Source organism: Paenibacillus rhizoplanae (genome assembly GCF_042684125.1).
Taxonomy (GTDB): Bacteria; Bacillota; Bacilli; order Paenibacillales; family Paenibacillaceae; genus Paenibacillus_AQ; species Paenibacillus_AQ rhizoplanae.
In genome coordinates this window covers 20,780-32,912 of sequence record NZ_JBHUKY010000004.1, presented here as the reverse complement: position 1 = coordinate 32,912, position 12,133 = coordinate 20,780, and the positions used below count along the sequence as shown (strand labels likewise).

General features: G+C 55.3%; 12 protein-coding genes. All 12 read left to right on the top strand.

Features of this window, described 5'->3' with window-relative positions; genetic code table 11:
• The first annotated feature begins 181 nt into the window (after positions 1 to 181).
• The 12 genes from spoVT (at position 182) to ACFSX3_RS01050 (ending at position 12,124) form a co-directional block, all read left to right on the top strand.
• Positions 182 to 724, top strand: coding sequence for a stage V sporulation protein T (gene spoVT / locus ACFSX3_RS01105; protein ID WP_209994370.1), 543 nt, complete (start codon positions 182 to 184; stop codon positions 722 to 724).
• A gap of 205 nt (positions 725 to 929) precedes the next feature.
• The gene (locus ACFSX3_RS01100; protein WP_209994371.1) at positions 930 to 2,582 is read left to right on the top strand and encodes a putative polysaccharide biosynthesis protein; all 1,653 of its coding nucleotides are present in this window, start codon (positions 930 to 932) and stop codon (positions 2,580 to 2,582) included.
• Between the two features lie 71 nt (positions 2,583 to 2,653).
• Positions 2,654 to 4,153 (top strand): bifunctional methyltransferase/pyrophosphohydrolase YabN, encoded by a 1,500-nt coding sequence (locus ACFSX3_RS01095; protein ID WP_209994372.1) that lies wholly within the window; start codon positions 2,654 to 2,656, stop codon positions 4,151 to 4,153.
• 324 nt (positions 4,154 to 4,477) lie between these two features.
• The gene (locus ACFSX3_RS01090) at positions 4,478 to 4,750 is read left to right on the top strand and encodes an HU family DNA-binding protein (RefSeq protein ID WP_036696423.1); all 273 of its coding nucleotides are present in this window, start codon (positions 4,478 to 4,480) and stop codon (positions 4,748 to 4,750) included.
• A complete protein-coding gene (locus tag ACFSX3_RS01085; protein WP_036696426.1) occupies positions 4,750 to 5,028 on the top strand; it encodes an RNA-binding S4 domain-containing protein in 279 nt (92 codons plus the stop codon). The genes ACFSX3_RS01090 and ACFSX3_RS01085 overlap by 1 nt, the downstream gene beginning before the upstream one ends.
• 141 nt (positions 5,029 to 5,169) lie before the next feature.
• Positions 5,170 to 5,454, top strand: coding sequence for a sporulation protein YabP (gene yabP / locus ACFSX3_RS01080; RefSeq protein WP_209994373.1), 285 nt, complete (start codon positions 5,170 to 5,172; stop codon positions 5,452 to 5,454).
• Positions 5,451 to 6,014 carry a spore cortex biosynthesis protein YabQ gene (gene yabQ, locus ACFSX3_RS01075; RefSeq protein WP_209994374.1) on the top strand — a complete coding sequence of 188 codons (564 nt, stop codon included), beginning with the start codon at positions 5,451 to 5,453 and terminating at the stop codon, positions 6,012 to 6,014. Before yabP ends, yabQ begins: the two co-directional genes overlap by 4 nt.
• Positions 6,015 to 6,044: 30 nt before the next feature.
• Entirely contained in the window at positions 6,045 to 6,380 is a 336-nt protein-coding gene (locus ACFSX3_RS01070; RefSeq protein ID WP_209994375.1) for an FtsB family cell division protein, read from the top strand.
• A 125-nt stretch (positions 6,381 to 6,505) separates the two neighbouring features.
• Positions 6,506 to 7,006, top strand: a complete 501-nt coding sequence (locus tag ACFSX3_RS01065) for a S1 domain-containing RNA-binding protein (RefSeq protein WP_036696437.1) — start codon at positions 6,506 to 6,508, stop codon at positions 7,004 to 7,006.
• A gap of 450 nt (positions 7,007 to 7,456) precedes the next feature.
• Positions 7,457 to 9,964, top strand: a complete 2,508-nt coding sequence (gene spoIIE / locus ACFSX3_RS01060; RefSeq protein ID WP_209994376.1) for a stage II sporulation protein E — start codon at positions 7,457 to 7,459, stop codon at positions 9,962 to 9,964.
• 485 nt (positions 9,965 to 10,449) lie between these two features.
• Positions 10,450 to 11,196, top strand: coding sequence for a hypothetical protein (locus ACFSX3_RS01055; protein WP_209994377.1), 747 nt, complete (start codon positions 10,450 to 10,452; stop codon positions 11,194 to 11,196).
• Positions 11,186 to 12,124 carry a serine/threonine protein kinase gene (locus ACFSX3_RS01050; RefSeq protein WP_379254209.1) on the top strand — a complete coding sequence of 313 codons (939 nt, stop codon included), beginning with the start codon at positions 11,186 to 11,188 and terminating at the stop codon, positions 12,122 to 12,124. The genes ACFSX3_RS01055 and ACFSX3_RS01050 overlap by 11 nt, the downstream gene beginning before the upstream one ends.
• Positions 12,125 to 12,133: the final 9 nt, after the last annotated feature.

Below are 12,133 nucleotides of genomic sequence, written 5' to 3'. Positions count from 1 at the left end.
ATCCGGGCGGCTTTTTTGTCGATACAGAAGGAAATGCGGAGAAGCGGGCGGGGGGATGTATAAGGAACTGGGAAGAGATGAATACTATGGTCAGATATTACGATAAATCACTGGGATTAACCATTCCCATAATGGACAGTAGTTGGACCATACTTCTTAAGAAAGCGGGGCAACATGTGAAATGAAAGCTACTGGAATTGTACGACGTATTGATGACCTCGGACGAGTTGTTATCCCCAAAGAGATCAGACGCACCTTGCGGATTCGTGAGGGCGATCCTCTGGAAATTTTTGTTGACCGCGATGGTGAGGTTATACTGAAGAAATATTCGCCGATTGGTGAATTGGGCGATTTCGCTAAGGAATATGCAGAGTCGCTGTATGAAGGAACAGGGCATATTACCATGATTACGGATCGGGACACGTTCATCGCGCTCGCCGGCGGGTCCAAGAAGGATTATCTGGAGAAACAGGTCGGTGTGCTGCTGGAGAAAGTAATGGAAAGCCGTAAAACGATGCTTGAGAACAATGGTGGCAGCTATGACATCAGCAAGGACCACTCGGAGCTGCTATCCACCTATGTGGCCGCGCCTATTATCTCCGGAGGAGACCCCATCGGCTGCGTAGTGCTGCTGAATAAGGATGATTCGGTCAAGATGGCCCAGATGGAAGTAAAAATGGCAGAGACAGCCGCAGCCTTCCTGGGCAAGCAAATGGAGCAGTAATCAGCTAGTGTGACAGCCCCGCTTTTCCTTTGGTTATAATAACCGTTGGGAATAGCGGGTTTTTGCTGTGGAATCGGGCCGCTCAGGAATAGAAGCACGGCCATTTACACTTCTACCCTTAGATAAGTTATAATATAGAAATTCATTTGCTTAGGTAAAGCAAGCTCTATATTATGGCAGTTATAGCTGTAGAAGCAGGTAAACGATGACATCCAACACTCAAGGCTCGAAGCTGCTACAGGGCGCTTTTATTCTCAGCGCGGCAGCTATTTTCTCCAAATTGATCGGTACGCTTCAAAAGATACCGCTGCAGAATCTGGGCGGTGACGCCGCGTTCGGCATCTATAATACGGTCTATCCGCTGTATACCATTCTGGTTACGGTGGCGATGCTCGGACTGCCTGCCGCCATCTCGCGGTTCGTGGCTGAGGCTTCGGCGGCACAGGATGTGCAGAAGGGGCGGCGGGTGCTGCTGCTATCAGCCGGAATTACGGCGGCCAGCGGCCTTCTGCTCGGCATTCTGGTCTACGCCGGGGCTCCGCTCATAGCGGTATGGGTCGGCAGCTCCCATATTGTTCCTGCTCTGCGCAGCAGCGCCTGGGGGCTGGCGGTGGTGCCGCTGATGGCGGCGCTGCGCGGCTACTTCCAGGGACTGCATAATATGATGCCGACCGCAGTGTCGCAGGTGGTTGAGCAGTCGGTACGTGTAGCGGTTATGATCGCGCTTCTGCTGTATCTGACGGGCGCGGGCGCAGATGCGGCAGGAATTGCTGCCGGTGCGATGCTGGGCCCCGCCGGAGGCGGGATCGCAGGTCTTGGCGTGATGCTGCTGTATTGGCGCAGCCACCGCCGGGGGTTGCAGGACAGGCTGCCCCAAGCTCCGCTTAAGAATAGAACGGCATCGGCCGTAATAAGTGCTAAGCAGGGCGTTCCTGCCCGCGAGCTATTAGCCTATGGCCTCCCGGTGATGCTGGGCGCGCTGGCGGTTCCGTTAATCGGCCTGGTCGATGTCTTCACGGTTCCCCGTCTGCTGGCAGGGAGTGGCAGCAGTGAGACGGCTGCGATGGCCCAGTTCGGCATCTATAACCGCGGGCTGCCGCTCGTGCAGATTGTAACGATGCTGGCGACCTCGCTCTCGGTCGTCTTCATTCCGGCGCTGGCCGAAGCGAAGTACCAGCGGGATGAGGCCTTGATCCGCACGCGCATCACGCTGTCGCTGCGCTGGTTCTGGCTCCTCGGGCTGGCCGCGTCCGTAGGCCTGGCCGTGCTTGCAGAGCCGGTGAACACGGCTCTGTACGGAGATGCCGCCGGCAGCGGCGCGATGACCTGGCTGGCCTTCACCGCCGCGGGCGGCACGGTCAGCATCATCTCCGCCGCGCTGCTGCAAGGCCTGGGCGCCGTGCGTGCGCCGGCGCTGACCCTCCTGGCCGCCGCCCTGCTTAAGGCGGCCCTCAACCTGCTGCTGGTCCCGCAGCAGGGCATTACCGGTGCGGCCATCGCTGGCGTGGCCGCACATCTCTTCGCAGCAGCGCTGAACGTGCTGCTGCTCTACCGGCAGGGCTATCTGCAGCTTCGCTTCGCAGATGCCCTGCTGAAGCCCGCGGCGCTGCTCGCGGGCCTGGGGCTGGCCGCCGCAGCCGTGAGCCACGGCGCAGCCAGGGCGGCAGACGCCGCCGGCTTCGGTGGCGGGCGGACCGCGGCCCTGGCGCAGAGCCTGCTCGGCGTGCTCGCAGGCTGCGCCGTCTTCGCACTCGGCGCAGTGGCGCTGCGGCTGCTCAGCGAGAGCGAGCTGCGCCAGCTTCCGGGCTTCGGCCCGCGCTTAGCGGACAAGCTAAAAAAGCTGCGCCTGTTCCCTTAAGGCGCTGACCATACATAGCGCAGCCACCCTGCGAATAGCAGCAGGCGGCTGCCTGGAAGGAGTAGACTGGCATGAGCGCAATATTAACGATCGTCGGCCTGGGCTCCGGGAATCCGGACCGGCTGACACTGGGCATCATCAAAAAGCTGAAGGCGGCCTCCGCCGTATACGTGCGGACCGCAGAGCATCCCGTCATGGCTGCTCTGGCGGAGCTGGAGATATCCTGGGAGTCCTTCGACGGGTTGTATGAGTCGCTGGAATCTTTCCCTGAGGTCTACGAAGCCATTACGGCAGCACTGCTGGAGAAGGCTGCGGCCGCTCCGCAGGGCACGGAGATCGTCTATGCCGTGCCGGGTCATCCCATGGTGGCCGAATCCGCCGTCTCCCTGCTGCGTAAGCGGTGCCCGGAGGCGGGCATAGAGCTGAATATCCTCGGCGGTGAGAGCTTCCTCGACGAAGCGTTCGTCCGTCTGGGCTTTGATCCGATTGAAGGCTTCCAACTGCTGGATGCCTCCGGTATCCGCAGCTCCCAGCTTCACCCGGAGCTGCACACCCTGATCGGACAGGTCTATGACAGCTTCACCGCGTCTGAGACCAAGCTCTGCCTGATGGAGCTGTACCCGCCCGAATATGAGGTGATTGTCGGACATGCGCTTGGTGTGGAAGGCGAGGAGCGGATTCACAGAGTACCCCTCTACGAGCTGGACCGGCTGGATGGCTATGGCAATCTGTCGCTGGTCTATGTTCCTGCGAGCCTTGCGGATGAAGCGCGTAACCGCACCTTTGCCCGGCTGCATGAAATTGTCGATATTCTGCGGAGCCCCGAGGGCTGTCCCTGGGACCGTGAGCAGACGCATGATTCCTTGCGCAAGAACCTGATCGAAGAGACCTATGAGGTGCTGGAGACGATTGACGAGGATGATCCGGACCATATGAAGGAAGAGCTGGGCGACCTGCTGCTCCAGATTATGCTTCACTCCCAGATGGAAGAGGAGCTGGGGACCTTCGGTGTCTACGATGTCATTGAGGGGCTGAATGAGAAGCTGCTCTTCCGCCACCCGCATGTATTCGGTGATCAGGCGGCCGGCAATGCCGAGGAGGCGCTGCAGAACTGGGAAGGGATGAAAGCCGAGGAGAAGCGGCGCAAAGGCGTGAAGCCCGAAGCCCTGTCCGCACTCAGCGGGGTTCCGAGGGATCTGCCGGCACTAATGAAGGCGTACAAGCTGCAGAAGAAGGCATCCAAAGTCGGATTCGACTGGGACAACACCGGCGATGTGCTGGCTAAGATCCGCGAGGAGATTGACGAGCTTCAGGAGGCGATTGAGACGGGACAGTCCCCAGAGGAGCAGATGCTGGAGCTGGGCGACCTGTTGTTCGCAGCCACTAATGTGGCCCGCTTCATCGGAGCTGATCCGGAAGAAGCGCTGACCCGCACTAACCGCAAATTCGTAGCCCGGTTCCAGTATATTGAGCAGCGTCTGCGGGATCAGGGGGTCCGGCTGGAAGACAGCTCCCTGGAAGAGATGGAGGCCCTCTGGCAGGAAGCCAAGGCAGAAGAGCGGAAGCAGTAGGGAGCTATCAGCAAGGACTTCCGTGAGAAGGCTTGAACGTCATAGAATAATAGTCTTCTGCGGTATATCCCGCGCGTTTCACGGCAATGCTGTGACTACGGCGCGAATCTCTGATTTGAAATGCAATGAGAGGTTTATAATGTTATAGTGCTATAAGCCCCCATATCCTACGCATGATGTTACTTTTTCAAAAAAAACGGCGGATCGTGGCAGGAATTGAGGGTGGAATCCAGAATATCATAAAGACGAAATGACGATTTGCCGTGATTTTCCGGTAAACCTGATTTTCATTTATTTTTTGTATCCTAGGAGGAACTTCAAATTATGAACAAGACAGATCTGGTAAACAACATTTCCGAGAAAAGCGGATTGGCCAAAAAAGACGTAGAAACCGTACTCAACGGAGTTCTGGGCGAAATTACAGAAGCTCTCGCAAGCGGAGATAAAGTACAGCTGATCGGCTTCGGTACTTTTGAAACGCGCAAACGTTCCGGCCGTACCGGCCGTAACCCGCAATCGGGCGCACCTATCGAAATTCCTGAATCCACAGTGCCGGCCTTCAAGGCAGGCAACAAGCTCAAAGAAGCCGTTAACTAATGCGTCTGGACAAGTTCCTGAAGGTCTCCCGTCTGATCAAGCGCCGCACCGTGGCCAAGGATGTGTCCGAACAGGGCCGGGTGTTGATCAATGGACGGGAGTCCAAACCGAGCAGCACGGTGAAGATCGGTGACGAGATTACCGTGCAGTTCGGCCAAAAGCTTGTGACGGTCAAAGTGGAAAAGCTGGTGGAAACCACCCGCAAGGACGAGGCCGCCGGAATGTATACCCTGCTCCGTGAAGAGCCCGTTGTCAAAAGCACTGGACTCGACTGGTAGCAGAACATTGAAGTGTAAGGTTAAGAGGTATTCCCGAAGCCGGAAGACGGCGGAGCGGAATACCTCTTTTTTCTTCTTTTAACCGGTTCTATACCCTGTCCTTCCTTCATAGATTAGAACCAAGAAGGAGGGGTACATGCTATGATCGAGCCAGCCAAAGGGAGCAAACAGCATGATCTGCACATGCGCAGCCGCAAGCAGATTGAGCTTACAGGTGTGCAGAATGTGGAGAGCTTTGACAGCGAAGAGTTTCTGCTGAGTACAGAACTCGGCCAACTGACTATACGGGGTACTCATTTACATATCAAGAATCTAAGTCTGGAGAATGGAATGCTGTCCCTTGAAGGCAATGTTCATTCCCTGATTTATCTGGACCCCGGGGCACAAGGTAAAAATAAAGGGATTCTCCGCAAGCTGTTTAAATGAATCCCTCCGTTCAATGGATCACCCTGCTCTATATGATTCTGGCCGGCATTGCCATGGGACTGGCCTATGACAGCTACCGGGTGCTGTCGCAGAAGCTGAGATTTCCCCGTTGGCTGAATGCGCTGCTGGATCTGCTGTACTGGATAGGGGCGGCCCTGTTGGTCTTTCGTATGCTTTATGCCGGAAACCAGGGGCAATTGAGGTTTTATGTCGTTCTTGGCCTCTTTCTAGGAGTATGGATCTATTTTTTGATCTTCAGTATTACGGTACAGCGTTTTGTGGTAAGGTTAATTCAGTCGGTTCAGTATGCAGGCAGGATGCTATGGCGGTTCGTTACCATAGTCATTGGAGGTCCGATTCTCTGGCTGTGGCGCCTGGTTAAGGGAACGCTGCGGCTGCTCGGCCGGGTCCTTCTTTATATTTTTAAGCTGCTGCTGCGTCTAACCAAGCCAATCTGGGTACTTCCTGTAAGGTGGGTCTCTCCGTATGTATCCCGGTTCGTTCACAGTGACCGGATGGTGAGGATCACCGCTTGGATATCAGGGTGGCGGAAGCGTTGACCTTGAACCCTGGAACTGGAGGTAAGCTGAATGAACAGATTCTCTGCGGATGAGAAGGATAATAATCACCATGCTTCGGCCGCAGGCGCGAAGAGAAGAAAGTTTATATGGATTCTTGTGATGGCTGTATTCTTCGGCTGGGCCGGATTCACTTTCTTTGCCCAGAGCGCAGCGATCGCCGACAAGAGCGCACAGCTCGCCCGTAAGACAGAGAACAGTGAGAGTGTAACAGCCACGCTGAATCAATTGAAATATGAGGTCTCGCGCCTGAATGACGATGAGTATATCGGACAATTAGCGCGTAAATGGTACAATATGTATCCTGCAGGGGAATCACCTATCCGTACCGAGCAATCCGGGCAATAAAAGCAGGCGAAAAGAGGCTTACGCTGTGTTGCCTTGCTTTGCTCTTTACTGTATAATCAAATCACCGCAGACAGGATGGACATTATATTCGTCTGTATATTTTTAAGGGAGGATCATTTTATTCTATGGCAATTGAAGTGGGCACCAAGTTAGAGGGCAAGGTGACAGGCATCACGCATTTCGGAGCATTTGTGGATCTGTCAGGAGGTGTCACAGGTCTCGTTCACATCTCGGAGATCGCCGATAACTACGTCAAGGATGTTAACGATCATTTGAAGATTGCGGATGTAGTAACCGTTAAGGTGATCAATGTTGACAAGGACGGCAAGATCGGACTTTCCATTAAGCAAGCCGTTGATAAGCCGGCATCGGAAGTACGTCCCCCCAGAGCTCCAAGACCAGAACGTCCAAGCGGTGGAGACCGTTTCGGCGGTGGTGGCGGCAGTGGCGGAGGCGGCGGTGGATTCAATCGTGAACGGGGTGGGCGTCCATTCAAGCCTGCAGCCGGTAAACCTTCATTCGAGGATAAAATGTCACGCTTCCTGAAAGACAGCGAAGAACGGATATCTTCGATCAAGAAGAACACAGAAGGAAAGCGCGGCGGCCGTGGAGCCAAGCGCGTATAATCTGAGTCTTGTACATCATAAATAACCGCTGGGGCGCTTGCGCCCTTCGCGGTTTTTTTGTTGCGTCTGGGCGCTTTTCCACTTCATTGCTGCAAAGTCAGCTTGATTGAGATCCAATCAGGAGTTGTATGCTTCCAGCAGGCTTACGGCGGCAGGCTATTTTTGTCGGCTCAGAACAAATTGCCGACAGCATCCAAGCCATTCTCACATAACTCAAGGGCAATCGCTGACGAATGCCCGCGCGGGCGCTACCTGCAACCGGCAGCGTGAGCGCAGCAGTCTGCAGCCGATCTAGTACCCCGTATGGGATTGGCAGGCTTTTCCACAGAATGTCGGGACAGGCTTTTTTGTCGGAAATTTTTTACAGATTGCTCTCCGTTTCTGACAAACTTTCTTAAGACCCCGCTATATAATGAGAATCATAAAATTCATAAACGGGTGGTGCAGGGAATGAGTAAAAGCAATGTGGTGAATTTGCCGGAGTGGACAAGAGCAGGAAGCAAAGACAAGAATCAGAAAGAAGCCTTAGGTACGCGCTTGAAGGCGTGGGGCACAAAGCTGCCGGTTCTCCAGTTCATCGCGGTCAAGAAGTGGGTGCTGCTGCTGAGCCTAATGGGCTTTTTACTGGGACGGGCTATGATCCTGGATGAGCTTACCCCGTTTGCTGCTGCTTATTTCGCCGTCATTGTATTTATGCGCAGGGATTCCATGCTGCCTGTGGCCGCAGCCATCGTGCTCGGCAGTCTCTTCACACCGTTTCCGGGTGCCATCGTGGTTGCTGCGGAGCTGATTATTTTTTACCTGATCTATAAAGGGCTGGAGAATTTCCAGCGGGTGGATCTGTCTTATGCCCCATTGATGGTGTTCGTGGCAACTTTTATGGTGGGATTGTTCCAGGTCGTCATCGGTCCTTCGCTCACGTGGTATCCGCTGATGATGGCGGCCATTGATGCCATACTCGGTTTCGTGCTGACACTGGTATTCCTGCAGGCGCTTCCTTTATTCACCTATAAGCAGAAAAGCAGGGCACTCCGCAATGAGGAGGTACTCTGTCTGATCATCCTTCTGGCTTCCGTAATGACCGGCCTTGTTGGCTGGACCATTAACGGTCTATCGCTGGAGCATATCTTATCGCGGTTTCTTATTCTGATCTTTGCCCTGGCCGGGGGGGCGCCGCTTGGCGCAGCAGTTGGCGTAGTGACGGGGCTGATTCTCAGTCTGGCCGATATCGGAGCCATCTATCAAATGAGCCTGCTGGCCTTTGCCGGGATGCTGGCAGGCATGATGCAGTCCGGACGCAAAGGGGCGGTCTCGATCGGGATGCTGCTGGGATCAACGATTCTATCTGTCTATTTCATGGGACCGGGCGATGTCATGAATTCTACCTGGGAGACCTGCGCAGCCGTAGTGCTGTTTCTTCTAACACCTAAGGGGATGATTACTGCCATTGCCAAATATGTACCAGGTACGGCCGATCACAGCCGTACCCAACATGAATATGCCCGGAGGGTCAGGGATATTACAGCAGACCGGGTGACCCAGTTCTCGCAGGTATTCCAGCAGCTCTCCAGCAGCTTCGGGCAGATTCCCCGGGCCGCAGAGGCGGGCAAAAGTGACCGTGAGATGGAGGACTTCATGAATACGGTAACAGAGGGAGCCTGCGCCGGGTGCATCCGGCGGACTCACTGCTGGGATGCCAAGTTCTATCAGACCTACAGGTATATGACGGACATGATGACCACGGTCGAGGAGTGCCCGGATATTACCGCTGCCCAGCTGCCGCCGGAGTGGAGCCGGATCTGCGGCAGGACGGGGGAGGTTCTTGAGGTCATGAAGGGCCAATATGAGCTATACCAGCATGATATGCGCTGGAAGCGGCAAATATACGACAGCCGCCAATTTGTGGCCGAGCAATTATCCGGCGTCTCGCAGGTGATGGAGGATCTGGCGAAGGAAATTAAGCGGGAAGGGCAGGCGATGTACCGGCAGGAGAGCCAGATCCGGGAGGCGCTGGAGAAGCTGGGCTTATCCATTCACAGCATTGAGATTCTGAGCCTCGATCCCGGCCGGGTGGAGATTGAGGTCGTGCATGCCTACACCCGGGGCTTCGATGAATGCCGCAAAATGATCGCTCCGCTGCTCTCGGATATTCTGGAGGAGAATATCGCAGTGGTCAGTGAGACCGCCGTCCATCCCCGCGAGGGCTTGTCGATGGTGACGTTTGGTTCGGCCAAGGCTTATGAGATTAATACCGGTGTAGCCGCGGCGGGGATGGGAGGCGACATGCTGTCCGGCGACAGCTTCAGCACGGTGGAGCTGGGCAATGGCACCTTTGCCGTATCCATCAGTGATGGAATGGGCAATGGGGAGCGGGCCCGGATGGAGAGCAGCGCTGCCTTGTCCATGCTGGAGAAGCTGCTGCAATCGGGCATGGATGAGAAGCTGGCGGTGAAATCCGTGAATTCGATTCTGCTGCTGCGCTCCCCGGATGAATTCTATGCGACGGTAGATATGGCGCTGATCGACCAGTATTCGGCGCAGACGATCTTTATGAAGATTGCCTCCGCACCGAGCTTCATCCGGCGGGGCAGCGAAGTGATTCCCGTGACGGCCAGCAATCTGCCGATTGGAATCATCAAAGATATCGAGGTGGACCTGGTCACCATGCAGCTGCGTCCCGGCGATATCCTGATTATGATGACCGATGGTATTTATGATGCGCCGGGATATGCCGTTAATAAGGAGATATGGATCAAACGCCTGATCCAGGAGCTGGAGGGCGATGACCCGCAGGATATGGCAGACGAGCTGCTGGACAAGGTAATCCGCTATCAGGGGAATGAGGTCCATGATGATATGACCATTGTGATCAGCCGTGTGGATCATTACCACCCGGAATGGTCCAGCTTGCATATGCCTGGCGTCGGCCGGATGGAGCGCCCGCGTACGGTTAGCTAACGCAGCTGGGATACGCTTACCGGGCACCACTTGAGTCTCATTCTGATTAAGCTGGAAATGTTGTACGAAATGCAGCCTGGTGTTGAAGATACCCGCTGCTGAAGCTCGATTGTTGCATGAATTGCAAGATTTTTTACACTAATCTAATTTAGGGAGGGGGATTCCTGCCTTTTGTGCAACAATTTCAGTATTTAGACGGATTAACGGGAGGAGAGTTGTATTTAAGGCAGGATTAGGAGATTCGGAGCTGGAGTAAGACTCTGAACTGTAGAGGCGTCAGCGTTCGCCTTTGTCTTCCGATTTCAACCGCAAACCGCGGTCTCAAATCAGGAAATCGGAAGACAACAGCGATCGGAAGTCCACAATTCTTGCAGTGACCCTTACCTCACCTTGATTTCATTCCAAAGTTTTTCAGCTATAGGCGGCGTTTGAAATCTCTCAACCTTGGCAATGCTAGTAACTAGACAAGGAAGGGAGGAACGGTCATGAAGCAAATTCTGCTGATCACGGACGGTTGTTCAAATGTGGGGGAGAGTCCGGTGCTGGCGGCAGCACATGCCCGTCAGGAGGGCATCACGGTCAACGTGGTAGGGGTCGTGGATTATGGAACCATCGGTGAGCTGGGCAGCCGGGAGATTGCCGACATTGCAAGGTCCGGGGGCGGGATCAGCCGGATCGTGGGAACCCCGCAGCTGGCCCAGACCATTCAGATGATGACACGCAAGACAGTGGTTCAGACCATTCAGCAGGCAGTGAATAAAGAGGTGCAAAAAATCCTCGGCGACGGCTCGCTGGCGGAGCTGCCTCCGCAGCAGCGTTCACAAGTGGTAACCGTGGTGGATGACCTGACCGAGACCTCGCCGCTGCGCATCGCGCTATTAATTGACGCAAGCGCCAGCATGAAGCCGAAGCTTGGCGCGGTGGAGGACGCCATCCGTGATCTGGCGCTCAGTCTGGAAGCCCGGGAAGGGAGCAGCGAGATTGCCGTGTTCCATTTCCCCGGGCGCTCCAGCAGTGAGGATGCCATGCTGGATATAGACTGGACGCGGAATGTATCCGAGGTCCGCTCCCTCTTTTCCAGACTGAAGATGCGGGGGGCTACGCCGACGGGACCGGCTATTTTCAAGGTGCTGGAATATTATCGTTATGATAAACTGGAGGAACATCATGATTATCTTCCAGGGGAAGATGACGGGGCAAGAGAAGGGATGATTGGTGGGTATGTCGTCTAATCCATCCTATCCGGCAGGCACAGTGATCAACGGCAAATGGCGGGGGAACCGTTATGTTGTCGAACGTGTGCTGGGGAAAGGGGCAAACGGAACCGTATATCTGGTGCAGCGGGAAGGCCGGCGGGAGCGGTATGCGCTTAAGATCGGATACGATACGCTGGAGCTGCAGTCTGAGATTAACGTGCTGACCTCCCTGCAGTCCTGCCGCAAGCGCAGCGAGCACCGGGCCCGCAAGGAATCGCCGTTGTCCTCTTACCTGCTGGAATCCGATGATTTCAAGGACCGGGATCATACGCCCTTTTATGTAATGCGTTATGTGGAAGGAAGGCCGCTGCACCATTTCCTGTCCAGGAACGGTGCTTCCTGGCTGGGCCTGGTCGGAATGACAATTCTGGAGAAGCTGCAGACGCTGCATGAGTGCGGCTTCGTGTTCGGGGATCTGAAGCCGGAGAATGTCATGGTATCCAGCTACGGGGAAGCCGAGCTGATTGATTACGGAGGGGCAAGCCCCATCGGCCGCAGCGTGAAGCAGTTCACCGAATGGCATGACCGTGGATTCTGGAATGCCGGCAGCCGGACGGGCGACGAGAACTATGATTTGTTTGCTTTTGCCGTCCTGTGTCTGCGGCTGCTTAATGAAGAAGGGTTGAAGTCCGCCGCCCAGCAGCTGCCGCAGACAAGGAGCGTAGAGGAACTGCTGAAGCTGGCCAGAGAGCTGCCGGATAAGAAGCTGTCTTCCTGGCTGTGCCTCGCGCTCAAAGGCGGTTTCCCCGGTTCCGCGCAGGCTACGGAGATCTGGAGAAGCCACATTTACAGAGGACGGAAGACTGGTCATGAGACGATGGCGACCCCGCGCTGGCTCAAAAATGCGTTTGGGCTGTCTTTATTTCTGCTGGCGTTCACGCTATACTGGGTTTTCCGTTTCTGAGAATTGACA

Bases quoted from the DNA above. Each gene is read 5' to 3' on its own strand.
- spoVT (WP_209994370.1), top strand. From the start codon at position 182: ATGAAAGCTACTGGAATTGTACGACGTATTGATGACCTCGGACGAGTT.
- ACFSX3_RS01100 (WP_209994371.1), top strand. From the start codon at position 930: ATGACATCCAACACTCAAGGCTCGAAGCTGCTACAGGGCGCTTTTATT.
- ACFSX3_RS01095 (WP_209994372.1), top strand. From the start codon at position 2,654: ATGAGCGCAATATTAACGATCGTCGGCCTGGGCTCCGGGAATCCGGAC.
- ACFSX3_RS01090 (WP_036696423.1), top strand. From the start codon at position 4,478: ATGAACAAGACAGATCTGGTAAACAACATTTCCGAGAAAAGCGGATTG.
- ACFSX3_RS01085 (WP_036696426.1), top strand. From the start codon at position 4,750: ATGCGTCTGGACAAGTTCCTGAAGGTCTCCCGTCTGATCAAGCGCCGC.
- yabP (WP_209994373.1), top strand. From the start codon at position 5,170: ATGATCGAGCCAGCCAAAGGGAGCAAACAGCATGATCTGCACATGCGC.
- yabQ (WP_209994374.1), top strand. From the start codon at position 5,451: ATGAATCCCTCCGTTCAATGGATCACCCTGCTCTATATGATTCTGGCC.
- ACFSX3_RS01070 (WP_209994375.1), top strand. From the start codon at position 6,045: ATGAACAGATTCTCTGCGGATGAGAAGGATAATAATCACCATGCTTCG.
- ACFSX3_RS01065 (WP_036696437.1), top strand. From the start codon at position 6,506: ATGGCAATTGAAGTGGGCACCAAGTTAGAGGGCAAGGTGACAGGCATC.
- spoIIE (WP_209994376.1), top strand. From the start codon at position 7,457: ATGAGTAAAAGCAATGTGGTGAATTTGCCGGAGTGGACAAGAGCAGGA.
- ACFSX3_RS01055 (WP_209994377.1), top strand. From the start codon at position 10,450: ATGAAGCAAATTCTGCTGATCACGGACGGTTGTTCAAATGTGGGGGAG.
- ACFSX3_RS01050 (WP_379254209.1), top strand. From the start codon at position 11,186: ATGTCGTCTAATCCATCCTATCCGGCAGGCACAGTGATCAACGGCAAA.